Below are 26,453 nucleotides of genomic sequence, written 5' to 3'. Positions count from 1 at the left end.
GATGTAAGACGACGGCGCTGCTTGGCTACAACCAGGCAGCGCCGATCGTTATGGGTCAGGTTCCTGACTCTGGCGTTGCCGCATGCCACGGCAAGGGTGCGCCGGACTCGTCAACGCTACGCGCGGCCTCCTTCATCGCAGCCTCGTACACATGCCGTCGACCGCCGAGCAACGCATGGCGAACCTGGTTCTCGTGACTGCGAAAGGCTTCGTAATAGCCCTCGTCAAACTCCTCGATTGCTTGGAACGTCCAGCGTCCGGGAAGCACGTTTCGGCCTACAAGGTCGCGTTCGATGGCGCCGGCGAGCTCGGGGTGACCGGTGCTGCGTAGGGCCTGCACGGCCGCGTTGAGCTTATCGTTGGCTGAGCCGATCAGCTGGTGCCAATCGTAGAGGTGGCCGCGTGCCCGCTCGACAGTTTCCAGCGCTTCGGTCACCTTGCTAGCGGCATCGACGGTGGCCGCGTCCACGCCATCAGGCCATCGGTGGCGCTCCGCTGGATGGTCCAACGCATGGTGGTGACCATCGGCATGACCGCCGCGTTGGCCGAGATCGTCTGTGTCTGCCATCAACCGGCATTCTGCACCGGACGGCGCCGGGTCTGCTCGCTCAAACTCCAAAGGATCGGCTCGGGTTGATCGAAGCCAGGCAGCGCCGGTTCTCTATCGGCGGTACCGGTCCTTGCGGCACCAGTCCTCGAAGGCCTCGATGGACTCGAAACCGCCGCCTGGAACGAACTCTGCCTTGAACGGCCGAGCGTCGACGGTCTGGCCAGCGAGTCGCCGGGCATAAGCCACGGAATCGAAGACCTGAACTAGCCGACCGCGTGGCCAGAGGTACGTCCACCCGCCGACAGCGAACCTCCACGCTTCGCTATCCGTCATGCTCAATCCGTCGCATCGATGATCAGCGGCTCGTCCGCATCGGCGCGGAGCTCTGAAGCAAGAGCGGTCAGCCGGTCGGCAAGCTCGTGGCGCTGCTCTCGCGTATACCGGCCTCCACCCAGCTCGAACGCCGCCTCGTCAAGTTCCCACTGAGTCGAACGCGCCAGCACTGCAAGCCGCATATCGGATGCCATGCCCACCTCCAACAAGGCAAAGTAGGCAATCAGGGTAAGACCTGCATATCGAGGCAAGCAAGGCAGCGGCAACCGTTCGGGGCATTGACGATGAGCTGGTGACCGAGGATGCGTCGCCGCTGATTTCGAGTACCGAGCTGGCCAAGAAGCTAGGCCTGGCGCGGCGAACGATCTCGCACTACGCCAAGGAGGGCTTGATTACGCCCGCCCTAGTGACGCCTGGTGGTCAATACCGGTGGCGGTATGAGGATGTCGTTGCCGAGATGCGCGAACTTGCCAAGGCGCGTCGTCAGGAGCGTGACTAGCTCGGCACGACCTGTGGCCTCAGTCCACGTGTGTCTAAACTTTCTCTACTTCATCAAGGGCGGCCCCTGCGGGGCCGCCTGCCTACTGTATGCGAGCCCGGCCGAGGCCGCAGACCCGCTGTATGCGAGCCCGGCCAAGCCGGACCGCCGGATGCTCCCTTCGGTCCGCTCCGGCGGCCGGCGGCCGGGCGCGAGCGGAAGGGGCGGCGGCGTCGTCCGGGCGCGAGCGGAAGGCAGGCGGCCCCGCAGGAACCGCAGAAGTAGAGCGTTTAGACCGCAAATGTCCCGACTGCATCTGGTCGGCTGGGCGAGCCATTGAGATACGGTGCTGGGCACGTCGCCGAGCTGGTCGCCTTGCCACTCCAGCGGGATGCCGAGCGGTCGCCCGCCGAACGGGGTGCCTGCTTGTGGCCCGGAAATGCGGAGCGGGTACGGATCTTAGGAGTTCTCGTTCCGCTCCCGCAGCTTGAGCATCGTGTCGATCTCTCCTAGCTCCACCTGATCCCTCATGACCGAGAGCTGTGCCCTGGTGACCTCGAGAAGCTGTTCACTGATGTCCGCCTGGCGCTTGGCTTCAACTGCCTGGTTAAGTGCCGCCGCGGCTTGCTCGCTGGTTGACCGAGCCTGACGCCTGCTTATGCGCGCCTGCCAGACGGCCACAGTCATTGCCGACGCCGACACCGCCACAGCGAACCATGCCGCAAGATCACCGATCTCCACGAGGATTCAAGGTACCGTTGCGGGGGCGGGAGTGGGGCAGAGGTTGCCAATCAATTGCCAAGAATCAACCGCAAACCACGGTAAACGTTGGCAGGCAAGGTGAAAGCAGCAAGCTGTGTTTGTGCTGGTAACCAAAGGTGTTGGCAAACAACGCAAAGCGTTGACGACCTTGGAAACGGGATCAGAAGGTTAGGGGTTCGAATCCCTTCGGGCGCACGTCTGGTCGAGACAGCTAGGAGCCCCCTCTTGCAGGGGGCTTCTTGCTGTCTCGGGTCTTTTCGGCGCGCGTGGTGTGATGCCTCTCTCAGTCGTTCATCGATGTGCGCCCGGGCGGGATGAATGCCGTTCGGTTCGGCAGCCCGATCACTCGTGTTGTGCGCAAACCGATGGACGAGCACTTCTCGCTCCCGGCTGACCGGTGGGCGAGAAGTGCTCGTCCTCAACGGAGTTCTACGCGGTGTTGGCCGGCGGCCTCAGATGGTGCGGACGCAGGCGCACTGGGATGCCGCGAGCGTGCCCTCCGCGGCTTCTGCGGCTTCCCGGGTGGCGACCTCGGTCGCGACCGCCACCGCGACGTGGGCTTGGGCCTCGGCCTTCCGGATGCGCGGCTGGACCGCCACTGCCGTACGTCCTCCGGTCTCAACTGTCTCGTCGCGCGGCACACCCACTGCCGTACGTCCTCCGGTCTCAACTGTCTCGTCGCGCGGCACACCCACTGCCGCACGCCCTTCGGCTTCAACTGTCTCGCCGTGCTGCGTGACCGCCACTGCCGCACGCTCTTCGGCTTCGGCCTTCTCGTTGCGCGGCCAGGCCGCCAGTGCCGTGATGGCTCCGATTACCGCCAGGCCCGCCAGCACGGTCCAGGTGATCGTGAAGCCCGCTTGCGTGGCGACCCATCCGGCGATGGGGTAGGTCACCAGCCAGGCCAGGTGGGACAGCGAGAACTGGGCGGCGAAGACCTCGGGAATTCCGGTGGGATCGACCGCCCGGCGGAGCACCCGCCCGGTCGGCGTGATGATCAGCGCCATCCCGCCGCCGATCGCCACCCAGATCACCCCGGTCGGCAGTGCTGCGGCGACGCTCGCCGCGGATGTCGTGACCGCCGCGCCGACCGCGAGCACCAGCACCGCGGCACCGATCAGCATCACGAACCGGTCCGCCACCCGGTCCAGGACGCGCGGGAGGACGAGGGCTACCAGCAGCGTCCCCGTTCCGGACGCGGCGAGCATCCAGGCCACGTCGGATTGGGTTCCGCCGAGGACGTCGCGGACGTAGTTCACGGTGTTGACGACCACGATGGAGCCGGCGGCGGCGACCACGAGGTTCAGCGCCATGACGCCGCGCAGGCTCGGGGTGGCCGCGAAGGTGCGGATCCCCGCCACGGCCCGGTCCCAGGCGTTCGCGTGCGAGCTGGGGCGCGCGTTGGGGATGCGCGTGGACAGGACCAGCAGCGCGGACACGGCGAACCCGGCGGAGGTGCCGAGGAACAGCAGGTTGAACGACATGAAGGTGAGCGCCACCGCCGCGAGCACAGGGCTCAGCAGGCTCTCCATGGTGGAGGCCACCTGCGATGCGGACAGCGCGCGGGTGTAGTCGGCCTCCTCGGTCACGATGTCGGGGATGACCGCCTGGAACGTCGGCGTGAACGCCGCTGACGCGGTCTGGAGGACCCCGATCAGGACGTAGATGTGCCACACCTCGGTGACGAACGGCAGCGCGATCACCACCAGAGCGCGCACCACGTCGAGGAGCGTGAGGAACCAACGCCTGGGCAGCCGGTCGACGTACGCGGCCGCTAGAGGTGCGACGACCACGTACGCGACCATCTTGATCGTCAGCGCGGTGGCGAGAACCGCGCCGGCCCGCGGGCCTGCGAGCTCGTACGCGAGCAGGCCCAGCGCGACGGTGGCCAGGCCGGTGCCGAACAGCGCGATGACTTGAGCGCTGAACAGCCGCCGGTAGTCGCGAATCGCGAACAGTCCCATGTCCGTCTCCTCCCGGGCGACCGCAGTCACCGCTGCATACCCCGAGGGGGTATTCATGCCGGGAGGATTTATATACCTCTAGGGGGTATATGTCAACGGGAGCGAGCTAGTCGTTCGCGACGGTTCGACCGGTGGACGGCCAGGCCGGATCGCGGCCGATGAAGGCCATCAGCTCGTCCTGCGCGGAGGCCCCGTCGGCGATGGGCACAGCGGCCCCGAACTGCCCGCTGTCGCGCAGCATCTGCTCCACGGGCTTCATGGCCGCCAGCGCGACGCGGCAACGCTCCTGGCCCAGGGCGGGCTCGCGACCGAGAGCCTTGGCGAGATCCCAGGTGTGCATCCAGACGTCTGCGGTGTAGAACCGGTCGATCGCCTCGTCCACCGGTTCGTCGCCGATGTGCGGGTTGCTGAGCACCCGCCCGGCGGGATCGTTGAGGATCGCCTGGATGTCGGCGACGTGCTGCTTCCAGGCGGCGACCGGGTCGGCCTCGACGTCCAGGGGCGGGAGCTCGATCCCGGCTCCCGCCAGGAAGCCGCGGGACCACTCGACCAGGTGCTTCACGATGTCGAGGGCCGTCCACTCCGCGACCGGGCTGGGCCGCGCCCAGTCGGCGGCCGAGGCGGACTCGACCAGCTCGGTGAACCGGCCGGCGTCGTACGCGTGCTGCTGGGCCGGGCCTCGGGGTGCGGTCGTCATCTCAGGCGTTCTTCGCGAGCAGCTCGTCGAGCTTGTCGTAGCCCTCGTTGACCCCGACGTCCATGCCGCTGGACAGGATGCCGTCGCGGGTCTCGAAGTCCTGCACCACGCTCAGCGTCCGCAGCCGCGTGCGCCCGCCCTCGAGTTCCTCGAAGGTCAGCGTCTCCAGCGCGACCCCGTCGGGCAGGCCTTCGTAGGTGAAGGTCCACACGATCCGCTCGTTCGGCCGCACCTCGTGGAAGCTGCCGTAGAAGGAGGCGACCTCCTCGCCGCCGCGATCGTTGGCGAAGGCCCACGAGCCGCCGGTGCGAGCGTCCCACCGGATGATCCTCGTGGTCAGCGAACGCGGACCGATCCATTGCGCGTAGAGCTCGGGATCGACGTGGGCGCGGTACACCTGCTCGGGCGCCGCGTCGAACTCCCGGAGGATCTCGATCGTCGGAACCTTCTCGTCCGCCAGGATCTGGGTCTCGTGCTTGGTCATGATGCGTCCTCCGTGCGATTCGGTTTCTGGTTCTCTTCGTCGGCCATCCGGCCCAGCAGGGCGTCGAGGCGCTGGTAGCGCTCCTCGGCCTCCCTGCGATAGCGCTCGATCCACTTCGACATCAGGTCGAACACCTCCGCATCCAGGTGGACCGGTCGGCGTTGGGCGTCCTTGCTGCGGGTCACCAGGCCGGCCTCCTCGAGCACCTTCACGTGCTTGGAGATCGCCTGGAGGCTCATGTCGTAAGGCTCGGCCAGCTCGCCCACGGTCGCGTCCGCGCCGGCCAGCCGGGCCACCAGTTCGCGCCGGGTCGGGTCGGCCAGTGCCGCGAACGCCCGGTTGAGCCGCTCCGTGCTCTCGTTCACCAGTCTTCCTCAACTAATCGGTTGAATATCAAGCTAGGCCACCTTCTCGCCGTTGTCAACCGGGCGGTTGAGGAAGCTCGTTCCTTTCAACGGCACGGCGAAGCGCACTGCGGGTGGGGAGGTGCGCATGTCGATGGCCGAGGTGTTCCGCATGCGCGACGGCAAGATCTGCGAGCGCCGCGCGTGGGTGATCCCGCTCAACGAGAACGACTACCGCTGACGGGCGCGCCTGGTTCGGGTCGGGCGCGTGGCTGGTCGAGACAGCAGAAACCCCCTCTTGCCGGGGGATTCTTGCTTTCCGGCCGCTCGGCGCGGCCGGAAGGCCGGGGACGCGGGATCGGAGCGTTGCCTTGACGCTGAGGGGAAGGTTTAACTTCGATCCCATGCGGATCGGTGAGCTGGCCAGACGTGTTGGAACGACGACGCGTGCGCTGCGGTTCTACGAGGCGCAGGGCCTGCTCGAAGCGCGGCGCTCGGCGAACGGCTACCGGGAGTACGGCGAGGACGACGCCCGGCTCGTCAACGAGATCCGGGCGCTGCAAGCCGTCGGGTTCAGCCTCGACGACACCAGGCCGTTCGTCGAATGCCTGCGCGCGGGCAACGAGACGGGGGACTCGTGCGCCGATTCGATCGACGTCTACCAGCGGAAGCTTGCGGAGGTCGATGCCTGCCTCGAACAGCTCAACGCGGTGCGGACGAGCCTGCTCCGCAAGCTCGGCACGGCGCTGGCGAGGCACCCCGGGACGTGCGGCGTCGCCGACCGGAACGCCGATGGAGCGAACGAATCAGAGGAGCACTGATGCCGGCCACCAGCCTTCCCGGCGCGGTTTCCGCGGTCACGGACGAAACCTTCGAACGGGACGTCCTCCGGCACGACAAGCCCGTCCTGGTGGACTTCTGGGCGAAGTGGTGCCCGCCCTGCCACATGATCGCGCCGGTCCTCGACGAGATCGCGCGCGAACGCGCCGACTCGCTGACCATCCGCAAGGTCAACACCGACGAGAACCCGCTCGTCGCAAGGGAATACCAGGTCATGTCCCTGCCGACGCTGATGCTCTTCCGCGACGGCCGGCCCGTGCACGCGGTCGTCGGCGCCCGGCCGAAGGCGCAACTGCTGGCGGAACTGGACGCGGCCCTGCTCCGCTGAGCGAGTCCGGAGCTTCGGAAACAACCTCGTCCGCGCTTGTGCGTCTACTGCAAAGGAGGCACGAGCCGGACGGAGGGTTGGCCCATGCAGGCGGAGTCCGAACCGACGCCCGATGGATACGTCACCGAGGTGCAGCGCCGGGAAGTCGTGGTGGGGTGCGGCCTCGCCGCGATCCTCGCCCCGCTGCTGTCGCTGGCCGCGGTCCTGGTCGTCGCCGCCCCGGACAGCGACGCGAGTGGTTTCGCCAACGGCATGCGGTTCTGGCTGGTCGCGATGGTCGGCTGGCCGGTCCTGACCGCGGTGCTGGCCGTGCCGCTGGTCGTCCTGGTGCCGCGGAGCCTGGCCCAGGGGCGGCGGGACAGGGCTGCTCAGGCGGTCGACGGCGCACCGGTGGGCGAATGGAGCGCGAAGCAGCGGCTCCTGGTCTTCGGCACCGCCGCGGGGATGCTGGTCCTGTTCGTCGTCGGCGTCGCGATCGGCGGGTGATCTCGTTCCGCGCCTCGTGGTTCCTGGCTTCGTTCGGGGAATTTCAGTTGACCGGGGTTCCTAAGCTCACTTGGTATGGGGAGCAAGATTCCGGTGCTCTGGGTGACAGGTGCGCCTGGAGCGGGGAAGTCGACGTCCGGCTGGGGGCTGTTCACGCGCATCTCCGGGCAGGGCGGCAGCGTCGCGTACGTCGACATCGATCAGCTCGGCCTGATCGGGCCACCACCCGGCGGGGGCGCGGCGAGCCATGAGATCAAGGCCGCCAACCTGCTGCGGGTGATCGCAGTGTTGCGGCAGCGCGGCGTGCAGCAGGTGATCGTGTCCGGCGTCGTGGATCCGGAGCTGGGCGTAGAACCGTTCTTCGCCGGTAGCGCCGAGGCGGCCCACATCGATCTCGCGCTCGTGCGGCTGCATTGCGACCGGGAGGAACTGCGCAGCCGGTTCCTCGGGCGCGGCTCGCCGGCGGACATGCTGGGGGAGCTGTTCGAGGTGGTCGACCGGATCGACCGCGCGGCGATCGGCACCCCGCTGGACACGACCGGCCATCGCCCCGACGACACCGTCGATGCCCTGATGGGGCATTGCGTCGTCCGGCCCGGTCCGGTGCAGCCGCTGGCCTCCGCGGGCGACGGGTTGCCGCCGATGCCGGTGGTCGTCGTGACGGGCGCGACCGCGGTGGGCAAGTCGACCGCCGCGTGGAGCGTGCTGCGCGACCTCTGGGAGAGCGGCGCGCCGACCGCGTACATCGACCTCGACCAGCTCGGATTCGTCCACCCCGGGCCGGATCCCGTTCTCCAGGCGGCCAATCTCGCGGCGCTGTGGCGCGGCTACCGGCAGGCCGGGGCGCAGTCGCTGATCCTCGTGACCCGCGAGCCGGGCGCGGACCTCATGGGCGCCTTGGCGGAGGAACTCGTCACCGTCGTCCGGTTGGACGCCGACGCCGCTGCGCTGGAAGACCGCATCCGACGTCGGGCCGATGGCGAGTCGGCGCTGCTCGCGGGCGACGAACTCCGGGGCGTGCCGCCGGAAGTGCAGAACCGGGTGGCGGTCCGAGCGGCGGCGGAGGCGGAGCGGCTGCGAAGTTCCGGGGAACCCCGGATGGTCCTCGACACCACGGGCCAGTCGCCCCAGGAGACCTCCGCAGCGCTACTCGACATGCTGCGCCCCGCTCTCGGATCCCCAGAACGCGATCTGCGCTAATCCTTCGCCGGGAACTTGCGAGTTCGGGTGGGCGACGACCCCGAGGGGCGGTTCGACCTGGTGGGAACCTCTTCATGTGCGGGCACGAGTGGGACGTGGGGGCTGCCGATTTCGCGCGAAATCGCCACTCCGCACGAGGGCAGGGTGGTGATTTCGCGCGAAATCGCCACCGGTACCAGGCACTCGGGGCCTTCGGCATGGGGCTCCGAAGGCTTCCTGAAACGACCGCTTGGCCAGGTCCGACCCGGTGTCTACTGTGGATCGCGACGCAAGTGGGCCAGCCAGTTCTTCTTGGGCTTGGGGTGCTTGATGTCGTTGCCGCCCATGAACGAGTAGGTGCGGATGCGGATGACCGGGGCGTTCGGCATCTCCGCGTCCTCGTCGACCTTGACCGTGTTGCCGCCCATGAAGTCCGTTGAGTCGACCACCACGCGCACCCCGCGCGGCACGATCACGTCGCTGCCGCCCATGATCGACACGAGCACGATCTCGATCTCCTGACCGGGCAGCGTCGCCTCGCGCAGGTCGATCGTGGAGCCGCCCATCAGCGCGAAGTAGCCGGACTTGCGGGGCACCTGCCAGCGGCCCTTGTAGTCGGAGCCGCCCATGATCGCGATCTTCCACCGGCGCTTGGTCTCGTCGGCGGGTTCGGCGGGCAGGTTCGACGGCGCGGCGGGTAGATCCGTCACCAGCTCGGCGAGCTCGCCCCGCGTGACGGCCTGGTAGGCGGCGTCGACGCGGTCGGTGAACTCGGCCAGGGTCAGTCGTCCGGCCCCCACCGCCTCGGTGAGTTGCTGCGCGGTCTCGGCGCGTTCGTCGTCCGAAGCGCGGAGGGATCGGTCGTCGCCCCCGTCTGTGCTGCTCATGCCAGCAGTCTAGAGCTCGGGCGGTTCCGCCACGTCCGAATACCGGACATTTTGACGTGCGAGTCCAATGTGGACATCGCTGCTCCGGGGCGTCCGGCGATCACGGCGCGGTACCCTGCTGGTTCGGCATCTCGTTCCGGCGCGTTTCGCAGTTTTCGACCGGGCAGCTGGGGGTTACCTGGGGTGGACTTCTTCATCAGCCACGCGGGCCGGGACCGGGCGTGGGCGGAATGGGTGGCCTGGCACCTGCACGACGCCGGCTACACCGTCGAGCTCGACACCTGGGACTGGGCCGCGGGGGACAACTTCGTCACGAAGATGGCCGCCGCGCTCGACGGCGCCGAACGAGTCGTGGCCCTGTTCTCGCCCGCTTACTTCGAACCGCAGCGCTACACGACCGACGAGTGGGCCAGCGCCTTCGTGCACGACGAGCAGCAGCGCCCCAGGCTGTTGCCGCTGGTGGTGGAGGAGTGCGAGCCGCCGCAGCTGCTGCGCCCGCTGATCGCGCAGAAGCTCTTCGGGCTGGACGAGGACCAGGCCCGCAAGGCGTTGCTGGACGCGGCTCGCGGCCCGAAGCGCCCGGACGGGCGGCCGGAGTTCCCGCCCAGCGCGCAGGCCCGCGGTCAGGAGGCCGGGTCCAGGCCGCGGGTTCCGGGAAGCCCGCCGGCGGTGTGGAACGTGCCCGGGCGGAACTCGGACTTCACCGGCCGGGACGGCGTGCTGGTGCCGCTGCGGGAGCGGTTGCTCTCCTGCAAGAACACGCAGGTCCTGCACGGGATCGGCGGCGTCGGCAAGACGCAGCTGGCGATCGAGTACGCGCACGGCTTCGCCGCCGGGTACGACCTGGTGTGGTGGATCGACTCCGAGCGGACCGGCCTGATCAGCGAGCAGTTCGCGGCGCTGGCCGTCGCGGCGGGCCTGGTCGGCACGAACACCGACCACACCGCGGCGGAACTCGCGGTCCGCAAGTACTTCCGGGAGAACTCCCGCTGGTTGCTCGTCTTCGACAACGCCGAGGACCCGGACGCCGTGCGGCCCTGGCTTTCCGGGGCCGCCGGGCACGTGCTGATCACCTCGCGGAACCCGGCCTGGAACGAGATCGGGACGCGCACCGAGGTGCAGGAGTTCCAGCGGCAGGAGTCGATCGCGTTGCTGCGCTCCCGCCAACCCGCCCTCGCGGACGCCGAAGCCGACCGGCTCGCTGACGAGCTCGGCGACCTGCCGCTCGCGTTGGCGCAGGCAGGCGGCACGCTGGCGGAAACCGGCCTGTCAGTGCCGGAGTACCTCCGGCTGCTGGAGAGCCGCACGAACGACGTGCTCAACGAGAAGCCGCCGAGTTCCTACCCGACCTCGCTGGCGGCTGCGGTGCGAGTGTCGATGGAGCGGCTGGCGGCGGACGAGCCCGCTGCGGTCGCGTTGCTACAGGTGTGCGCGATGTTCGCGCCGGAGCCGATTCCGACCGGTTGGCTGAGCAAACCCGAGGCGTTGCCGGACGAGCTGGCGAAGGTCGCCGGGGATCCGCTCGCGTTCGGCAAGCTGGTCGCACGGATTGGCCGCATCGGGCTGGCCCGCGTCGGCAACGCGACCATCCGCCTCCACCGCCTGGTGCGGTCGGTCATCCGCGACCAGCTGTCCGTCGACCGGCGGAATGCGTTGCACACCAGCGCGGAAGCCCTGCTCGCCGGGGTCGTTCCGGGAAGCACGGAAGATCCGGCTGCGTGGCCGGAATGGGCGCGGTTGCTGCCGCACCTGGTCGAGGTGGACCCGGCGACCACCGAGAACGAACGGTTGCGCTCTCTTGCTTGCGATGCCGCGTTGTACCTGTTGCGGCGTGGGGACGTCACGTCGGCCATGCCGTTCGTGCGCCGCCTCTATGAGCGGTGGCGTGACCGCATCGGCCCGGATGACGTCCACACACTGACGGCTGCGAATGAGGTCGCCCACAGTCATTTCCAGCTAGGGGAGTACCACGAGGCCCATGCACTGATCGAGGACACCTTGCCCAGGTGGCAGGAGAATTTTGGCGACAACCACGTCGGAACGCTGCGCTCCTGGAACGACCTCGCTGTGATCCTTGGCAAACTGGGCCAATACGCATTGGCCTGCGAAGCGCAAGAGGCCGTGTGGGAGAAGCGACGGTATCTTCTGGGCGAAGATCACCCGGAAACACTGTACGCGATGACGAACTTGGCAAACGTTTTGAACAGTAGTGATGAGGAACTACGCGCGCGTGAGCTGCACGAGACGGCATGGGGCAAGTACCGGCATGTATTGGGTGATGATCATCCGTATGTCCTGCGGGCGATGAACAGCTTAGCGAGGGCCCTGGCCAGTACTGGCGAGGTCTTGCGTGCTCGTGAACTGTGTGAAGAAGCTTGGGAGAAGAGCCGAGAGATGCTCGGTGAAGAACACCCGGACGTCTTGGATTTGATGGCTAACTCTGCGTATGTGTGTGAGGAGCTTGGTGACTTCGAAGAGGCTTGCCGGTTGTGGCGGGAGGCGTGGCAGAGGTATCGCCGAGTGTTGGGTGAGAGCCATCCTGACGCGTTGCTTGCTGAAGCTAACTTGGGCGTGGCCTTGATCAGAGCGAATCGAAGTCCGCAGGCCCGGCCGTTGTTGGCTGACGTGCATGAGCGGCAACGGGCGATCTTTGGTTTTGATCATCCAGATGTGATGCGGACTTACTCATGGCTGGCAATCGCACTTTATCGGGTGGGCAAGGTTGCTCGGGCTCGCCGCGTGGCCGATACCGTAATGGCAGGATACCGGCGAAATTTCGGCGAGAATTCGTACCAAATGCGTCAGACCGTGGAACACCTGAGACCCATTCTGCAAGCCAAGTCTCGGCCTGCGAAGCGGCGTTGAGCACCGTCCAGCGATCAGCGGGGAGCAACCGCTCCCGCCACCCACAGCACGGCGAGGACGGACACGACGAGCGTGAAACCTCCTGCGTAATGACGGAATCGCGCCCGCCACGGCATCTGGCGGAGCACGATCATCACCGCCACCAGCGCAGTCAGGCCGACCGGGAGCAGCGCCCGCGCCGCGCGGTCGAACGACGTGAGCGGCAGGTACGTCTGGGCTCCGTAGAACGACAGGATCAGCGCCGGTAGCCCCAGCCCCGCGGCCGCCGCGGCTGCGAACAGGTTGAAGTTCTGCTGCGCTTCGGCGTCCTGCGCTACCGAGATCGTCGACATGCTGTCCTGCAACGAGTGCAGGCGCGCGGTTTCCTCCTCCAGCAGGCTGCTCATCGAACGGCAGTGCCGGATCGCGTTGTAGTGCATCCGGTCCGGGACCGGGGTTTCCGGGCCCGGTGGCTCGGTGGTCTCGCCGTGCCGGTGCGCCGATTCGTCGCGTCGCCAGAGGTCGTCGCGGATCGCCGCGCGCGCCTCGTCCCGGGCGCGGTTGAACGCGATCGACAGCTCGATGACCTCCGCCAGCAGCCGCCGCATCGGCTCCTGCTTGCGGTTGGCCAGCTGGTCGGCGAGGCGTCGTTCCAGCTCGTAGCGCAGCGCGCGGACCTTCGTGACCTCGTTGTGCGAGGACTCGGCCACCGCCTTGGCGAGGATGGCGGCCACGTCCTGCGCGTCGCCGTGCACCGGATGCGCAGGCTCGGCCAGCGAAGCGCCCAACGCGTCGTCCAGCTGCGACCGCACGTCCTGCACCTGCGTCCAGCGGTCGCGCTCCGACCACAGCGCCGTCACCAGGATCGTGACCGACGGCGGCGCGTCCGGCCGCACCGCGATGCGCACTCGGCCCGTGATCAGCTTGCGCGATCCGCGTGCGCCGATGAGTCGCAGCAGGGGAGCGGCGCGGTAGGCGGCCGTGCCCGCCTGGCGGAAGGCGTCTTCTTCGTTCGGGAAGCCGTGCTCTTCGGCGTGCTCGTAGCGGACTTTCGCCGACACGCCAAGCTCCGACGCGCTCGCATCGCCCGTGAAAAGGCGTAATTCCGCCTCCTGAGCACTCATGATCACATCCTAAGCGGCACCCGCCTGCCGGTGTGGGGGGACGGGCGACCCGGTCGAGTCGGGAGCGAGCGGACCGCGGTTCGAGGCCGGATGATGGCCCGCGGGAGTCCGGACTGGGAGGCACCACATGTTCGACATCACCAGGCAGGTCACCTCCGTGCAGCGCGTGGTCAGCCAGCACTCGGTCGTCGGTGGCGCGCAGGTCAGCGTGCTGCTGCGCCGCAACTACGCCGCCCCGATCGAGGAACTCTGGCGCGCCCTCACCGAACCGGACCGGTTGCGGCGCTGGTTCCTGCCGATCACCGGCGAACTCCGGGAAGGCGGCCGCTACCAGTTCGAGGGAAACGCCGGCGGCCAGATCCTGCGCTGCGCGGCGCCGCGCCTGGTGAAGATCACGTTCGGCGACAGTGTTCTGGAGCTGCGGCTCGCCGAGACCGACGACGGCACCGGGCTCGAGATGATGCATTCGGTCCCGATGGAGCCGATCAGCAGCGGCGCGGGCGCACTGTTCGTCGGCCCGGGTTGGGACGTCGACCTGCTCGGCCTGGACCGGTACCTCCGGGGCGAGCACGTGCCGGGGTGGGAGAACTCCGCTGCGGTGCAGGAGTTCTCCCGGCAGGTCATCAAGGCGTGGGCCGCCGCGACCGCGGATTCCGGCACGGCCGACGGCGACCAGATCGCCGACGGAGTGGCCGCGGCGAGCGCCCGGTTCACGCCCGATCTGGACCAGACGACCGCCTGATCGCGACCGCCATCAGCGCGGCCGCGGCGCACAGCGCGGCGGCCCCGATCCAGACCGCGTCGTAGGAACCGAGCAGGTCCCGCGCCACGGCGCCGAAGTAGGCGATCAGCCCGGCGCCCACCTGGTGCGCAGCGCTCACCCAGCCGAAGACGATCGCTCCGCCCGCCCCGAAGACCTGGCGGCACAGGGCGATCGTCGGCGGAACGGTGGCGACGTCGAGCAGCCCGAACAGAACGGCGAAGCCGATCATGGCCGGCTGCACGGTCGGCCCGAACAGCGCGGGCAGCGCCAGCAGGGAGAGGCCGCGCAGCACGTAGTAGGCGGCCAGGAGCAGTTGCGGGCTGAACCGGTCGGTGAGCCAGCCGGAACCGATCGTGCCGGCCACGTTCACCACGCCGATGACCGCGAGCAGCGAGGCCGCCATCGTGGACGGCATGCCGTGGTCGTGCGCGGCAGGGGCGAAGTGGGTCCACATGATCCCGTTGGTGGACGCCCCGCAGATCGCGAAAGTGCCAGCCAGCAACCAGAACGGGCCGGTCCGCGCCGCGTCGAACAGCAGTCGCACCGCGCGCCGGGCCGCGCCCGGCTCCGGCTCCGGCTGCGCCTCGAAAACCGTTGCGCCGTAGGGGCGCAGGCCGAGATCGGCGGGGTGGTCGCGCAGCACCGACCACGCCAGCGGTGCCGTGGCCAGCGCGATCAGCGCGAGGCCCACGGTCGCCGAGCGCCACGCGAAGTGGTCGATGACCCAGGACATCACCGGCAGGAACGCGAACTGACCGAAGACGCTGGCCGCGGTCAGCAGGCCGGTCACCAGGCCGCGCCGGGCCACGAACCAGCGGTGCGTCACGGTCGCGGCGAACGCCATCGCCAGCGCACCGCACCCGACGCCGACGAGCAGCCCCCATCCCACGACCAGCTGCCAGGAATCGGAAACGACCGTGGTCAGCCCGGCGCCGGCGGCGATCAGCAGCAGCGCGGCGACGGCCACCCGGCGGATGCCGAAGCGGTCCATCAACGCCGCGGAGAACGGCGCGGTCAGCCCGTAGAGCGCCATGTTCACCGAGACCGCGACGCCGATGGCGGCGCGCGACCAGCCGAATTCGTGGTGCAGCGGGGTGATGAGCAGACCGGCGGTGGTGGCGCAGGCGCCCGCGCCGATGACCACCAGCGCGGTCACCGCGGCGACCCACCACGCGCGGTGGATGCCCGTCCGGGTGGCTGTTTCGATCGTCATGCCCCGACCCTGCGCCGCCGCCCGCCGCGAAACGAGTGGCCTGATGGCCAACATGTGCAAGAATCGGGCCATGACCGGTCGCGTAGCGGTGCTGGTCCGCCACGGCGTGATGCCGATGGAGCTGGGCCTGGTGCACCAACTGTTCGGGCGGGCCCTCTCGCCCGCCGGAGAACCCCTGTACGAGGTCGTGACCTGCGCACTCGTCCCCGGGATGGTGCGCACCGACGCGGACTTCCCGATCCACGTCGCGCACGGCCCCGAAGCGCTGGCCGAGGCGGACACCGTGATCGTCCCGGCGACGCACGAGCTCGACGAGACCGAGACCGAAGGCCGGCTCGGCGCGGAGCTCGCCGCGGCGTTCGCGCTGATCCGGCCGGGTACCCGCATCGCATCGATCTGCACCGGGGTGTTCGTGCTGGCCGCGGCCGGGCTGCTCGACGGTCGCCGGGCGACGACGCACTGGCGGTCCTGCGACCAGTTCCGGCGGCTCTACCCGGCGGTCCGGCTGGATCCCGACGTCCTCTACACCGACGACGGCGACGTGCTGACCTCGGCGGGCGAGGCGTCCGGGATCGACCTGTGCCTGCACATGATCCGGTGCGACCACGGCGCGGCGGTCGCCAATGAGGTGGCGCGGACGACCGTGGTGCCGCCGCACCGCGACGGCGGCCAGGCCCAGTACATCCGGCGGCCGATGCCCGAACCGCAGTCCGCCTCGACCGCGCAGGCCCGGGCGTGGGCGCTGGAACACCTGGACCTTCCGCTGACGTTGCGCGAGCTGGCCGCGCGGGAGTCGATGAGCGTGCGGACGTTCACCCGCCGCTTCCGCGACGAGGTCGGGGTCTCGCCGCTGCAGTGGCTCACCCAGCAGCGCATCGAGCGCGCCCGGCAGCTGCTGGAGGAGACCGATCTGTCCGTCGACCGGATCGCGGCGGACGCGGGCTTCGGCACCGCGGCCTCGCTCCGGCAGCACCTGCAGGCGACGCTCGGCGTGTCACCCAGCGCCTACCGCGGCACCTTCCGGGGAACCCTTGCCGCCGTCCTCCCGCCTGGTTGAGGATCTGATGGTCAGACCACCGGTCCACCTCGCGGGAGGAACACCATGACGAATCGGCTCGCCAACCTCTTCCGGCTCGACGGGCGCAAGGCGGTCGTCGTCGGCGGTGGCAGCGGCCTCGGCCGGTCCAGCGCGGTGGCGCTGGCCGAGTTCGGCGCGCAGGTGATCGTCGCGGACGTGGATCCGGATGGCGCCGAGGGGACCGTGGAGGCGATCAAGAGCCTCGGTCACGAGGCGAGCCGGCGCGAGCTCGACGTGCGCGACGGCGCGCAGATCCAGCGGCTCGCGGAGGCCGAGGCGGACGCCGACGTGCTCGTCGTGACGCCCGGCATCAACGTCCGCAAGCGCCTGCTCGACACCGTCGACGAGGAGTTCGACCGCGTCGTGGACGTCAACTTGAAGGGCACCTACCGGCTGGTGCGGGACTTCGGCGCGCGGATGGCGGAGCGCGGCCGCGGCAGCATCATCACCTTCGCCAGCTTCCGCGCCGAGGTGGTCGAACCGGGCCAGGGCATCTACGCCGCGACCAAGGCGGGCGTCGTGCAGCTCTCCCGCGCGCTGGCCGCGGAGCTGGGGCCGAAGGGCGTGCGGGTCAACGCGATCGCGCCCGGCCCGTTCGAGACGCCGCTGACCGAGCAGATCAAGTCCGACCAGACCTGGTACGGCGCGTACGCGGAGAAGACCGCGCTGAAGCGGTGGGCCAACGCCGACGAGATCGCCGGAGCCGTGGTGTACCTGGCCTCGGACGCCGCGTCGTACGTCACGGGCAGCCTCCAGCTGGTGGAGGGCGGCTGGACGGCGATCGACGGCCGCTTCGAGCCCAACGTCTGATCCGCCGGGCTCGCCTTGCGTCGCGGGGCCCCGATCGGCAACTCTCAGGCCTTCTCGACCTCGGCGGCCAGGCCGTCGGTGATCCGCACCAGCTCATCGAACGACGTCGGGAACATCGCGTGTTTCGCGCCCGCCCCCGCCCACACCTCCGGGAAGCCGGCCAGCATCCGGTCCACCACGGTCCGGATCGGCCGCGGGTGCCCGACCGGGCCGACGCCGCCGACCGGCTGCCCGGTCACCTCCAGCACGAACTCCGGGGTCGCGCGGCGGATCTTGCGCACCCCGAGCAGCCGCGCGACGTGCTTGGTGTCCACCCGGTGCGCGCCGCTGGCGATGATCAGCAGCGGCTCGTCGTCGGCGGTGAAGATCAGGCTGTTCGCGATCGCGCCGAGCTCGCAGCCCAGCCGCTCCGCGGCCGCCGCCGCGGTCGGCAGCTCCGCTTCGAACTCGACGACGGAACCCGCGACGCCGAGATCGCGCAGGCAGCCGGTGAAGGTGTCGGTGGCATTGCTCATGCCGCGCAGAATTCCCCAGTCCGCCCGGCCGGAACAAGTCGTTTTGCCCGGACGGGTGCCGACGCGCGGGCCCGGACCTCCGTCAGCCCAGCAGCAGCGGGAGCTTGCTGACGCCGGTCATGTTGGGGCTGGGCAGGAATTCCGGGCCCCCGACCGGATCGGTGCGCAGGTTCGGGAACCGGTCGAGCATGATGTTCAGCGCGACCCGGCCCTCCAGGCGGGCCAGCGGCGCGCCCAGGCAGAAGTGGATGCCGCGGCCGAAACCGATCTGCGGGTTCGGGTCCCGGCGGACGTCGAAGGCGTCCGGGTCGGTGAACTGCCGGGGGTCGCGGTTGGCGGCCGCGATCCACAGCAGCAGCAGCTGGTCGGCCGGGATCACCGTGCCGCCGAGCTCGACCTCCCGGTTGGTCGCCCGGGAGACCGCCGCGAACGGGCTGAAGTAGCGCAACGACTCCTCGATCGCGGAGGGCACCAGCGACCGGTCCGCCCGCACCGCCGCGAGCTGGTCGGGGTGCGCGTCCAGGCACAGCACGGTGTTGCCCAGCAGCATCGTCGTGGTGATGTGCCCGGCGATCAGCAGCACCATCCCGAAGTTGACCACCTCGGTGTCGGTGAGCTGCACGCCGTCCACCTCGGCCGCGACGAGCTTGCCCAGCAGGTCTTCGCGGGGCGTGCGCCGCCGCTCCTGCACGTGTCCGAGCAGGTACTCGGACAGCTCCTGGACCTGCTCCATGGCCTTCGCCATGGACTCCTCCTGCTCCTTCGAACGCTCCTTGAGGGAGAACTTGTTGGAGCTGGCGAACATCGCGTCGACCCACTTCTTGAACAGGCCCCGGTCGCTGCTCGGCACGCCCAGCAGCTCCGCGATCACGATGACCGGCAGCGGGTAGGCCAGGTCCCGGACCAGCTCGGTCCGGTCTGACACGGCGTCGAGGAGCTCGTTGGTCAGCGCGGCGATCCGCGGCTCCAGGTCGGCGACGACCTTGGGCGTGAAGGCGTGGCTGACCAGCTTGCGGAGCTTGTGGTGCTCCGGCGGGTCCATCTGGACGAGGTTGCCCTCGTCGTTCCCGGCCAGCTCGGGCACCAGCCGCCGGGTGTCGGACGAGAAGGTGGCGGGGTCGCTGAGGGCTTGCAGGATTTCGGGGTATCCGTAGACGTTCCAGATCCCGGCCGCCGAATCATGTTCGACCGGCTGCTCCGGTCGGACGCCGCGCAGCCAGAACTGCGCTTCGTTGATCCCCCAGGTGTCGGCGAGGGTCGTCATGTGTTGCCCCTTCCTGATGGACGAGCGCCGCCGGTCAGGCGCGCTCGCTGGTTATCCCGGAGGTGTAGATCCACTTCCGGTAGTTCGCGTTGATCTCGTCGAAGAGCGCGCTGATCTCCGCCGCCGCCGCGGTCAGCGAGGAGCGGTCGGGTGCGTCGTCGGGTTCGAAGGCGCGGTGGACGGTCTGCGCCAGCGCCTCCGCCTTGGCCTGGTCGTCCAGTGCCGCCAGGTCCGGGTTGATGTTGTCCAGCAGGAAGAACCCGGTGACCGTGGCGTACAGCGAGAAGACGAGGTGCGGCACGTCGTCGCGGACCAGGCCGTACTTGGTGATCAGCTCGACGTAGCGGTCGGTGAACTCCTGGCCGCGGCTCTGCGCATCGCTCCGCTTGAGGTTGCCGAGCAGTTCCACGTCCCCGGTCGCCAGCGCCCGCATCAGCGGTCTGCGCTGGGTGGCCAGGAACGAGGTCTGCATGAACCGGTGCGGCCGGACCTCTTCGGGATCGCGGCGCACGCGGTCGATGAGCTCGGCCGTCAGGTCCGCGGATTCGCGCAGGAACAGCGACTCGAACAGCTGCTCCTTGGTGCGCCAGTGCAGGTAGACGGTGCCCTTGCCAATGCCTGCCTGCCTGGCGATGTCCTCGATGGTCACCTTCCGGTAGCCCAGCCGAATCATCAGTTCCCCGGCCGCGTCGAGGATGCGGTCGGCACGTTCGGTGGGCTGCGTCATGGGGCGTCTCCTGCCTTCGAGGCTCGATCTGTTGACCAGATTTGAAATCTGGTCAACCGGTCATGGGGTCACGATAGACCTCGCGGGGAAGATCGGGCAATGGCTTCCGGGCCTGCTTTGGCGCGGTCTTGACGCATCACCCGGAAGCACCAACCAGCGCCTCCGCCGGGCGAGCTCCGGCGCGCGCCGGAGCCCCGGTGGGCTTAGGTTCGGCGGGCAGCACGCAGCCGAAAGGGCTTTTCCGGCCGCCCCGAAGGGAGCACCATGGGATTCGGAGAGTTCAAGGACCGCCTGCAAGATCTCGGCAAGGAACACGGCGACAAGATCGAGCAGGGCTTGGACAAGGCGGCCGAAGCGGCGAAGGAGAAGTTCGGTCACGAGGACCAGATCGACAACGCCGTCGAGAAGGGCAAGGAGTTCCTCGGCGGCGACGACCAGGGCCCCGGCGAACAGCGCTAACGGAACATCGCCGCCCGACCCAAGCTGCAGAGTGGGAAGAGGTGAGGGCCATCCCGCTCGCAGTGGTCGGAGCGGATCATGGAGAGGCCGCCCAACGCACAGGGCGGCCTCTCTTCGTGTCCGGCCTCAGGAGATCGGCCCGGACCCCCCAGGAGATCGGCCCGGACCCCGGGGTTGCTCCTGGCCGGTGCGGCCGGCCCTCGGGAGAACGCGCCACTCGACCCAGAAGATCCGCCGGCACCCGGGCGAACGGCCCGAAGTCGATCGACAGTTTCAATTGAAACCGTCGGGTGGTTGTCCACACCCGTCGGTATGTCGGGCCACGACACGCCGGATGCTGTGGATGAGTGCCGCAATTTCAATGGAAATCAGAGCTCTGATTTCCATTGAAATTGCGGACGCACGACGCCGGGAGCGCGACGATCGGGGCGCGGCTTCGAGGCGTCACACCGGGATCTCTACCTCGGCGGCTGTCTCCGTGAGGGCCACGACTCGGCTGCCGCGCTCGCCGAGCTCTCGCAGGCGCTCCAGGGCCGTGCCGTTGAGTTGGACCGTTGCTCGTACTCGCTCGTTGATCGCGAGTTCGTCGAGCGTTCGGCGCGCATCGTAACCTGCGTCCACTGTGGACTTCAGGCCTCCGGTGGAGGCGAGGGAGCCGCGGGCCGCGCCGAGCCTGCCGAGGGCGTCGTCCACGGCGTCGAGCAGTGCGATCCGGTTGCCTTCCGTCATCGCCCGCACCAGCTCCGGCTCGCTGCCCGCGACCCGGGTGCCGTCGCGGAACGAGCCGGCCGCCAGCGACAGCGCCAGCGGTCCGCCGTCGGCTCCGACCGCCGCGAGCACCGCCGCGAACACGTGCGGCAGGTGCGAGATGCGCGCGACCGCGAAGTCGTGCGAGGCCGCCGACGTCGGCACCACCTGCGCGCCGCAGTCGAGCGCGAGCCGGGCAGCCTCGCGCCACGCTTCGAGCGTGGTGTCTTCTTCGATGGTCACCGCCCAGGCCGCCCCGGTGAACAGCTCGCCGGAACCCGCCGACCAGCCGGAACTCGACACCCCGGCCATCGGGTGGCCGCCGGCGTAGCGGCCGGCGGGCAGCAGGCTGCGGACCTCGGCGTCGACCGGCTCCTTGACGCTCACCACGTCGGTCAGCCAGGCGCCGGGAGCGTGCTCGGCGACCTGCCGCAGCACCGCGCGCACGGCGGTCAGCGGCGTCGCGACGACCACGAGCGCCTCCTCCTCGGCGGCGCGGCGCAGGGCCGGTTCGACGTCGAGGACCTCGAAGCCCTCGGCCCGGGCGCCGGCGGCGTCGGCTTCCGAGGTCGTAGTGCCCCAGGCAGGGCGTCCGGCGGTTGTGGCGGCTCGCAGCACCGAGCCGCCGATGAGTCCCAGTCCGATCACGCACACGGCACGCATCGGTCCATCCTGCCCGAACTCTCCGTTGGTCACGTACCCGGTTGAGCGTGAATCGGTGCCCGGAAGGTTACGAGCGCGCAATAGTGCTTTCGGGTGGCGTTAGTACGCTCTACGGTGTCCTCATGACGGTGCAGGAGCCGGTCGCTGGCTTCGCCGTCGCCGTGGTGCGGGAGGACGGGCGGTGGCGGTGCAGCACGATGGACCAAACGGTGCTGGCCGGCCTCGACGCCTCGATCACGGCGTTGCGCGAGCTGCGCTCCACCGGCGCGGTGTTCGGTATGTGCAATGTGGACGACGAGTTCTTCGTGCTGATCAGACCGGTGCCCGGCGGCGTTGATCTGCTGCTGTCGGACGCGGCCGCGGCGCTGGACTACGACATCGCGGCGGATGTCCTCGATCTGCTGCGCATCGATCCGCCCGATGAGGACGACGAAGAGGTCTGGCCGGAGGGCAATCTCGCGATCCTCTCCGATCTCGGGCTGCCCGAGGGCGAGTTGCTGGTGATCATCGAAGAGGTCGACCTCTACCCGGACGAGCAGCTGGAGATGATCGCCCAGCGCTGCGGCTTCGGGGACGACTTCGCGAAGGTGCTGGAGAAGCTGGAGCAGTGAGCACATCCGGTGTCCGCGCCGGCGACGCCGAGCTGGTGCGCGACGCGCTGCGGGTCGCCGCCGAAGCACCATCCACAGGGGACGTTCCGATCGGCGCGGTCGTGGTCGACCAGGCCGGTCGGGTCCTCGCGCGGGCGCACAACCAGCGCGAGGCGCTGCAGGACCCCACGGCGCACGCGGAGATCCTCGCGCTGCGCGCCGCTGCTGCCGTGCACGGCGATGGCTGGCGGCTGGAGGGCTGCACGTTGGCGGTCACCGTCGAGCCCTGCACGATGTGCGCGGGCGCATTGGTGCTGGCCAGGGTGGCCAGAGTGGTGTTCGGCGTGTGGGAGCCGCGGACCGGCGCGGTGGGCTCGCTGTGGGACGTGGTGCGGGATCGTCGGCTCAACCACCGGCCGGAGGTCGTCGGAGGGGTGCTGGCCGACGAGTGCGCCGCGGTGCTGGAGGAGTTCTTCGCCACGCATCGCGAGTAGCGGCCGAGCGTTACAGCTCTCGTCATATTCCACCGGTTCGGGTGGCCCTGTCTTCGCTGTGATCGTCATCGCGGCCTGTGACGATTGGCCGGTCCGTCTTCAACTAGGGCGGACTGATCACGTTGCAGAGGGGTGACGTGGAGCCGAATGATGCAGTTCTGGCCACGCGCATCGCGAATGGGGACACCGGTGCCTTCGAGCTGCTCGTGCGCCGGTACTCCGACGGGATATTCGGGATGTCGCTGCGGATGCTCGGAGACCGGGCCGAGGCCGAGGACGTGGTGCAAGACGTGTTCATGACGGCGTGGCGGCGGGCCGGTGAGCTCCTGGAGCCCGCCGCACTGCGGACCTGGCTGTTCCAGATCGCGCGCCGACATTGCTTGATCGTGCTGCGCCGCCGACGGATACGCCGCACCGAGCCGGTCGATGCGCTGCCCGAGCACCGAGCCGCCGTGGGAGCCGCCACGGTGATCGCCGACCCGCAGCGAGCCGCGGAAGCGGGCGCGGGCGTGCTGGCGCTGCGGCACGCGCTCGCGGGCCTGCCGACCAAGCAGCGCGATGTCTGGGTCCTCGCGGAGGTCGACGGCCTGTCCTACGGCGAGATCGGCCAGCGCGTCGGCGCTGGTGAGCAGGCCGTTCGCGGTCGGCTGTCGCGGGCCCGGGCCAGCCTCGCCGACAGGATGCGCGCCTGGCGGTGACCCCCTGTGCCGGGTCGGATCGGGGACCGGTAGCCTAGTCGGCGGTAGCGTGTCCGAGCGGCCGAAGGAGCACGCCTCGAAAGCGTGTGAGGTTAACAGCCTCCGTGGGTTCGAATCCCACCGCTACCGCTCGACGAAGGGCCGGTCCCGCGATCTGCGGGACCGGCCCTTCGCTTCGTTCAGGCGTTGAGCCAGCCGGCGACCAGGCCGGTGACTTCGGCGGCGGCGTCGTCGTTGAGGTGCAGGTGGTCGGTCAGCAGGCGGAGGCCGTTCCCGGCGGAGATCTCGTTCCAGGTGCGGCCGAGGGCGTACCGCTCGAAGGCGACCAGGAGCGAACCGCCGAAGCCGAACTCGCCGGTGTTCGGCGATCGTTCCCGCAGCAGTTCGGCGAAGCGCTCGTTCAGCGGCAGGTAGGTGGCGCCGCGGACGTTCGCGACCTGCTTGATCACGTCGTTGTAGGACGCCAGCGCCTGATTCGCCGCGGAGGACAGGTCCTCTCCCTGCGGCGGCAGGGAGAGCAGCGCGATGCGGGCGTTCGTGCCCGCGCGCAGGCGGTCCACCACGGCGGTCAGGTTGGTCCGGAACTCGTCCGGCGGCACCTGGTCGCGGGCGTCGTTGCCGCCGATCAGCAGGACGATCGCGTCCGGTCGGCAGGCGATGACGTCGGAGTCCAGCCGGGCCAGCAGGTCGGCGCTGGTGTCGCCGTTCGCTCCCGCGTTGACGAATTCGTAGCCCTGCGGGCCGAAGCGGTTCCGCAGCGAGGCCAGCCAGTCCGCGCTCAGCGTGGCCTTGGTAGAGCTCGAACCCGCGGCCACGACGAGCTGCTTCGTGCCGGCCGCGCGGCCGCGTTCGAGGAAGTCGGCCGGGGAGTTCTCCGGCGCGCGCAGGAAGGCGGCGTACATCAGGGCGGCGAAGCCCGCGATCAGTGCGCCGAGTGCCAGCGACGACGCCAGGACAACTGCGCGGCGTCTGCCTTTTCGCGATTTCAGAGTCGACATCGTCTTCCGATCGAGGCGGCGTCCGGGCCTGCTTTCGCGCGCCGGAGCAGGTCGGGCCGCCAGAGGCATCCGAGATGGTGGGTGAGCATTCACTAACTTCAAGTTAGTGAGCACTCACCAATGTGTCAAGACGGGCCGGGACCAGCGACCGCCTACGGCCTCGCCGTCTGAACCTGCCCGTACGGGGCGCCGTGATCGTCACGTCGGGCCGTCCGGCGCCGCTTTGTTCACGTGATCGTGTGTCGTGCGTCGCTTCGGGCGGGTAACTTCTCGTCGATCATGTCGCTTGGCGAGGGGAAGCCGAAGTGCGCGTCACGTCACTGCTTGCCGCCACCGGGGTGCTGCTGTCCATCGCACCCGCGGCGACCGCGGTAGCGCAGCAGCAGGTCCGGATCCACGACATCCAAGGCGCCACGCGGGTTTCGCCGCTGGTGGGCCGGCAGGTGGCCGGGGTGCCGGGCGTGGTCACCGGGGTGCGCGGCTTCGGCCAGGCGCGCGGTTTCTGGTTGCAGGACACCGCGCCCGACGCGGACCCGCGCACCAGCGAGGGGCTGTTCGTGTTCACTGGCGGCCAGACGCCGCAGGTGGCGGTCGGCGATGCGGTCGCGGTCGACGGGCGGGTCGTGGAGTACTACCCGGTGGCCTCGGGCGAGACGCCGGAGACCACGCCGAACCAGTCGGTCACCGAGCTCACCGACGCGACCTGGCAGGTCACCGGCAAGGGTGCTGTCCCGGCCGAGGCGGTCGGGCCGGCGACGGTTCCGGCGGAGTTCGCGCCGCAGGACGCCAACATCGACAAGCTAGACCTGGAGCCGCAGCGCTACGCGCTGGACTACTACGAGTCGCGCGAGGCCATGGTGCTGCGCGTGGACGACGCGCGCGTGGTCGGCCCGACCGACGCGTACCGCGCGCTGTGGATCACCAGCAATCCCGAGCAGAACGCGAACGGCCGCGGGGGCACCACCTACACCGGCTACGACGACGCGAACGCGGGCCGGCTCAAGGTCGAATCCCTGGCGGACGCGCCGTTCCCCACCGCGAACGTCGGCGACCGGCTGCGCGGCGGCACCGAAGGACCGCTGGACTACAGCCGGTTCGGCGGATACGTGCTGGAGGCCGCGCGGCTCGGCGAGCACGTGCCGGGCGGTCTGCAGCCGGAGACGACGCGGTCGCAGGGCCGCGGCGAGCTCGCGGTCGCCACGTACAACGTCGAGAACCTCGCCGCGGGCAGCGATCCGGCCAAGTTCGCCCGGCTCGCCGAAGGCGTCGTCGACCGGCTCGCGGCGCCGGACATCGTTGCGCTGGAAGAAGTTCAGGACAACACCGGGCCGACCGACGACGGAGTGGTGGCCGCGGAGGAGACGCTGCGGGAGTTCACCGACGCGATCGAGGCGGCGGGCGGACCGCGCTACCTGTGGCGGCAGATCGACCCGCAGAACAACGCAGACGGCGGTCAGCCCGGCGGCAACATCCGGGTCGCCTTCCTGTACAACCCGGCCCGGGTGTCCTTTGTGGATCGTCCGGGCGGCGATGCGACGACGCCGGTGCACCCGGTGGAGAACGGCTCGAGGCTCGCGCTGAGCGCCTCGCCGGGGCGCATCTCCCCGGCCGACGCGGCGTGGCGGGACAGCCGGAAGCCACTGGTCGGCGAGTTCCTGTTCCGCGGCGAGCAGGTGTTCGTGGTGGCCAACCACTTCGCTTCCAAGGGCGGCGACCAGCCGCTGCACGGCCGGTTCCAGCCGCCGGCGCGGGTCTCGGAGGAGCAGCGGGTGAAGCAGGCGCAGGCGGTGCGCGGCTTCGTCGACGAGGTGCGGGCCATCGACGACGAGGCCCGGATCGTGGTGCTCGGCGACCTCAACGACTACGGCTTCTCCCCGGCCCTGGCGCCGCTGACCGGGTCGCTGGTGCCGCTGGCCGACTCGCTGCCGCCGGCCGAGCGCTACAGCTACGTCTACGAGGGCAATTCCCAGCAGCTGGACCACATCCTGGTGAGCCCGGCGATCACGGCGGAGTACGACGTGGTCCACATCAACGCCGAGTTCGCCGACCAGGCCAGCGACCACGACCCCCAGGTGGCCCGCCTGCGGTTCTGAGCCACGTTCGGCCTGCCCAGGTCCCGTGAGTACTTCGTGCT

General features: G+C 69.4%; 29 protein-coding genes and 1 tRNA gene. 15 read left to right on the top strand and 15 right to left on the bottom strand.

Annotation, left to right across the window (positions count from 1 at the left end):
* Positions 1–55 precede the first annotated feature (55 nt).
* Together E1288_RS00415 and E1288_RS00410 are read right to left on the bottom strand one after the other, a co-directional pair.
* Positions 56–568 carry a hypothetical protein gene (locus E1288_RS00415; protein WP_207954097.1) on the bottom strand — a complete coding sequence of 171 codons (513 nt, stop codon included), beginning with the start codon at positions 566–568 and terminating at the stop codon, positions 56–58.
* 317 nt (positions 569–885) lie between these two features.
* Positions 886–1,077, bottom strand: coding sequence for a hypothetical protein (locus E1288_RS00410; RefSeq protein WP_132479145.1), 192 nt, complete (start codon positions 1,075–1,077; stop codon positions 886–888).
* A 98-nt stretch (positions 1,078–1,175) separates the two neighbouring features.
* Between E1288_RS00410 and E1288_RS00405 the strand changes: the two genes are divergently transcribed.
* On the top strand, positions 1,176–1,382 hold the full coding sequence (locus tag E1288_RS00405; protein WP_207954096.1) for a MerR family DNA-binding transcriptional regulator: 207 nt from the start codon (positions 1,176–1,178) through the stop codon (positions 1,380–1,382).
* Positions 1,383–1,820: 438 nt separating this feature from the next.
* Here the strand turns inward: E1288_RS00405 and E1288_RS00400 are convergent, their stop codons facing one another.
* From E1288_RS00400 to E1288_RS00380, 5 genes are all read right to left on the bottom strand, one after another.
* Positions 1,821–2,102: a hypothetical protein gene (locus tag E1288_RS00400; protein WP_132479143.1), complete on the bottom strand. Its 282-nt coding sequence runs from the start codon at positions 2,100–2,102 to the stop codon at positions 1,821–1,823.
* 473 nt (positions 2,103–2,575) lie between these two features.
* The gene (locus E1288_RS00395) at positions 2,576–4,087 is read right to left on the bottom strand and encodes an MFS transporter (protein ID WP_132479141.1); all 1,512 of its coding nucleotides are present in this window, start codon (positions 4,085–4,087) and stop codon (positions 2,576–2,578) included.
* 106 nt (positions 4,088–4,193) lie between these two features.
* Positions 4,194–4,784: a TIGR03086 family metal-binding protein gene (locus E1288_RS00390; RefSeq protein WP_132479140.1), complete on the bottom strand. Its 591-nt coding sequence runs from the start codon at positions 4,782–4,784 to the stop codon at positions 4,194–4,196.
* Between the two features lies 1 nt (position 4,785).
* Positions 4,786–5,268 (bottom strand): SRPBCC family protein, encoded by a 483-nt coding sequence (locus tag E1288_RS00385; protein ID WP_132479138.1) that lies wholly within the window; start codon positions 5,266–5,268, stop codon positions 4,786–4,788.
* Positions 5,265–5,633, bottom strand: coding sequence for an ArsR/SmtB family transcription factor (locus E1288_RS00380; protein ID WP_132479137.1), 369 nt, complete (start codon positions 5,631–5,633; stop codon positions 5,265–5,267). The genes E1288_RS00385 and E1288_RS00380 overlap by 4 nt, the downstream gene beginning before the upstream one ends.
* A 383-nt stretch (positions 5,634–6,016) precedes the next feature.
* Between E1288_RS00380 and E1288_RS00370 the strand changes: the two genes are divergently transcribed.
* From E1288_RS00370 to E1288_RS00355, 4 genes are all read left to right on the top strand, one after another.
* On the top strand, positions 6,017–6,433 hold the full coding sequence (locus tag E1288_RS00370) for a MerR family transcriptional regulator (RefSeq protein WP_132479135.1): 417 nt from the start codon (positions 6,017–6,019) through the stop codon (positions 6,431–6,433).
* Positions 6,433–6,780, top strand: coding sequence for a thioredoxin (gene trxA, locus E1288_RS00365; protein ID WP_132479134.1), 348 nt, complete (start codon positions 6,433–6,435; stop codon positions 6,778–6,780). Before E1288_RS00370 ends, trxA begins: the two co-directional genes overlap by 1 nt.
* A gap of 84 nt (positions 6,781–6,864) precedes the next feature.
* Positions 6,865–7,266 carry a hypothetical protein gene (locus E1288_RS00360; RefSeq protein WP_132479132.1) on the top strand — a complete coding sequence of 134 codons (402 nt, stop codon included), beginning with the start codon at positions 6,865–6,867 and terminating at the stop codon, positions 7,264–7,266.
* A gap of 75 nt (positions 7,267–7,341) precedes the next feature.
* The gene (locus E1288_RS00355; protein ID WP_132479131.1) at positions 7,342–8,466 is read left to right on the top strand and encodes a hypothetical protein; all 1,125 of its coding nucleotides are present in this window, start codon (positions 7,342–7,344) and stop codon (positions 8,464–8,466) included.
* Between the two features lie 251 nt (positions 8,467–8,717).
* Here E1288_RS00355 and E1288_RS00350 read toward each other — a convergent pair whose 3' ends face one another.
* Positions 8,718–9,332, bottom strand: a complete 615-nt coding sequence (locus tag E1288_RS00350) for a DUF1707 SHOCT-like domain-containing protein (RefSeq protein WP_132479129.1) — start codon at positions 9,330–9,332, stop codon at positions 8,718–8,720.
* 69 nt (positions 9,333–9,401) lie between these two features.
* On the opposite strand from E1288_RS00350, the gene fxsT reads away from it, so the two are divergent.
* On the top strand, positions 9,402–12,197 hold the full coding sequence (fxsT, locus tag E1288_RS00345) for an FxSxx-COOH system tetratricopeptide repeat protein (protein WP_328592431.1): 2,796 nt from the start codon (positions 9,402–9,404) through the stop codon (positions 12,195–12,197).
* A 14-nt stretch (positions 12,198–12,211) separates the two neighbouring features.
* Here fxsT and E1288_RS00340 read toward each other — a convergent pair whose 3' ends face one another.
* Entirely contained in the window at positions 12,212–13,300 is a 1,089-nt protein-coding gene (locus tag E1288_RS00340) for a hypothetical protein (RefSeq protein WP_132479126.1), read from the bottom strand.
* Between the two features lie 127 nt (positions 13,301–13,427).
* On the opposite strand from E1288_RS00340, the gene E1288_RS00335 reads away from it, so the two are divergent.
* A complete protein-coding gene (locus E1288_RS00335; protein WP_132479124.1) occupies positions 13,428–14,042 on the top strand; it encodes an SRPBCC family protein in 615 nt (204 codons plus the stop codon).
* Here the strand turns inward: E1288_RS00335 and E1288_RS00330 are convergent.
* Positions 14,011–15,276, bottom strand: a complete 1,266-nt coding sequence (locus E1288_RS00330; protein ID WP_132479122.1) for an MFS transporter — start codon at positions 15,274–15,276, stop codon at positions 14,011–14,013. The two genes, E1288_RS00335 and E1288_RS00330, sit on opposite strands and share 32 nt — an antisense overlap.
* Positions 15,277–15,319: 43 nt before the next feature.
* On the opposite strand from E1288_RS00330, the gene E1288_RS00325 reads away from it, so the two are divergent.
* On the top strand, positions 15,320–16,333 hold the full coding sequence (locus tag E1288_RS00325) for a GlxA family transcriptional regulator (protein WP_132479120.1): 1,014 nt from the start codon (positions 15,320–15,322) through the stop codon (positions 16,331–16,333).
* Positions 16,334–16,378: 45 nt separating this feature from the next.
* A complete protein-coding gene (locus E1288_RS00320; RefSeq protein WP_132479118.1) occupies positions 16,379–17,164 on the top strand; it encodes an SDR family NAD(P)-dependent oxidoreductase in 786 nt (261 codons plus the stop codon).
* A gap of 44 nt (positions 17,165–17,208) precedes the next feature.
* Here E1288_RS00320 and E1288_RS00315 read toward each other — a convergent pair whose 3' ends face one another.
* The 3 genes from E1288_RS00315 to E1288_RS00305 form a co-directional block, all read right to left on the bottom strand.
* Positions 17,209–17,679: a YbaK/EbsC family protein gene (locus E1288_RS00315; RefSeq protein ID WP_132479116.1), complete on the bottom strand. Its 471-nt coding sequence runs from the start codon at positions 17,677–17,679 to the stop codon at positions 17,209–17,211.
* 82 nt (positions 17,680–17,761) lie between these two features.
* Entirely contained in the window at positions 17,762–18,943 is a 1,182-nt protein-coding gene (locus E1288_RS00310) for a cytochrome P450 (RefSeq protein ID WP_132479114.1), read from the bottom strand.
* A gap of 34 nt (positions 18,944–18,977) precedes the next feature.
* Positions 18,978–19,670: a TetR/AcrR family transcriptional regulator gene (locus E1288_RS00305; RefSeq protein ID WP_132479112.1), complete on the bottom strand. Its 693-nt coding sequence runs from the start codon at positions 19,668–19,670 to the stop codon at positions 18,978–18,980.
* A 264-nt stretch (positions 19,671–19,934) separates the two neighbouring features.
* Between E1288_RS00305 and E1288_RS00300 the strand changes: the two genes are divergently transcribed.
* Positions 19,935–20,129, top strand: coding sequence for an antitoxin (locus E1288_RS00300; RefSeq protein WP_132479110.1), 195 nt, complete (start codon positions 19,935–19,937; stop codon positions 20,127–20,129).
* Between the two features lie 444 nt (positions 20,130–20,573).
* Here the strand turns inward: E1288_RS00300 and E1288_RS00290 are convergent, their stop codons facing one another.
* Positions 20,574–21,539, bottom strand: a complete 966-nt coding sequence (locus tag E1288_RS00290; protein WP_132479106.1) for a prephenate dehydrogenase — start codon at positions 21,537–21,539, stop codon at positions 20,574–20,576.
* 122 nt (positions 21,540–21,661) lie between these two features.
* Between E1288_RS00290 and E1288_RS00285 the strand changes: the two genes are divergently transcribed.
* The 4 genes from E1288_RS00285 to E1288_RS00270 all read left to right on the top strand — a co-directional run bounded on the left by E1288_RS00285 (position 21,662) and on the right by E1288_RS00270 (position 23,450).
* Complete coding sequence (locus E1288_RS00285) at positions 21,662–22,150, top strand: tRNA adenosine deaminase-associated protein (RefSeq protein WP_093267246.1); 489 nt, start codon at positions 21,662–21,664, stop codon at positions 22,148–22,150.
* Positions 22,147–22,623, top strand: coding sequence for a nucleoside deaminase (locus tag E1288_RS00280; protein WP_132479104.1), 477 nt, complete (start codon positions 22,147–22,149; stop codon positions 22,621–22,623). The genes E1288_RS00285 and E1288_RS00280 overlap by 4 nt, the downstream gene beginning before the upstream one ends.
* A gap of 137 nt (positions 22,624–22,760) precedes the next feature.
* Positions 22,761–23,321 (top strand): RNA polymerase sigma factor, encoded by a 561-nt coding sequence (locus tag E1288_RS00275; protein WP_132479102.1) that lies wholly within the window; start codon positions 22,761–22,763, stop codon positions 23,319–23,321.
* Positions 23,322–23,364: 43 nt separating this feature from the next.
* Positions 23,365–23,450 (top strand) — tRNA-Ser (locus E1288_RS00270).
* Positions 23,451–23,500: 50 nt separating this feature from the next.
* Here E1288_RS00270 and E1288_RS00265 read toward each other — a convergent pair.
* Positions 23,501–24,319 (bottom strand): SGNH/GDSL hydrolase family protein, encoded by an 819-nt coding sequence (locus E1288_RS00265; RefSeq protein WP_165967916.1) that lies wholly within the window; start codon positions 24,317–24,319, stop codon positions 23,501–23,503.
* Between the two features lie 305 nt (positions 24,320–24,624).
* Here E1288_RS00265 and E1288_RS00260 point away from each other — a divergent pair, with 305 nt between their 5' ends.
* Entirely contained in the window at positions 24,625–26,412 is a 1,788-nt protein-coding gene (locus E1288_RS00260) for an endonuclease/exonuclease/phosphatase family protein (protein ID WP_132479098.1), read from the top strand.
* Positions 26,413–26,453 lie beyond the last annotated feature (41 nt).

Origin of the sequence: Saccharopolyspora elongata (genome assembly GCF_004348985.1) — a bacterium.
Taxonomy (GTDB): domain Bacteria; phylum Actinomycetota; class Actinomycetes; order Mycobacteriales; family Pseudonocardiaceae; genus Saccharopolyspora; species Saccharopolyspora elongata.
This window is presented reverse-complemented; position numbering and strand designations above follow the sequence as displayed.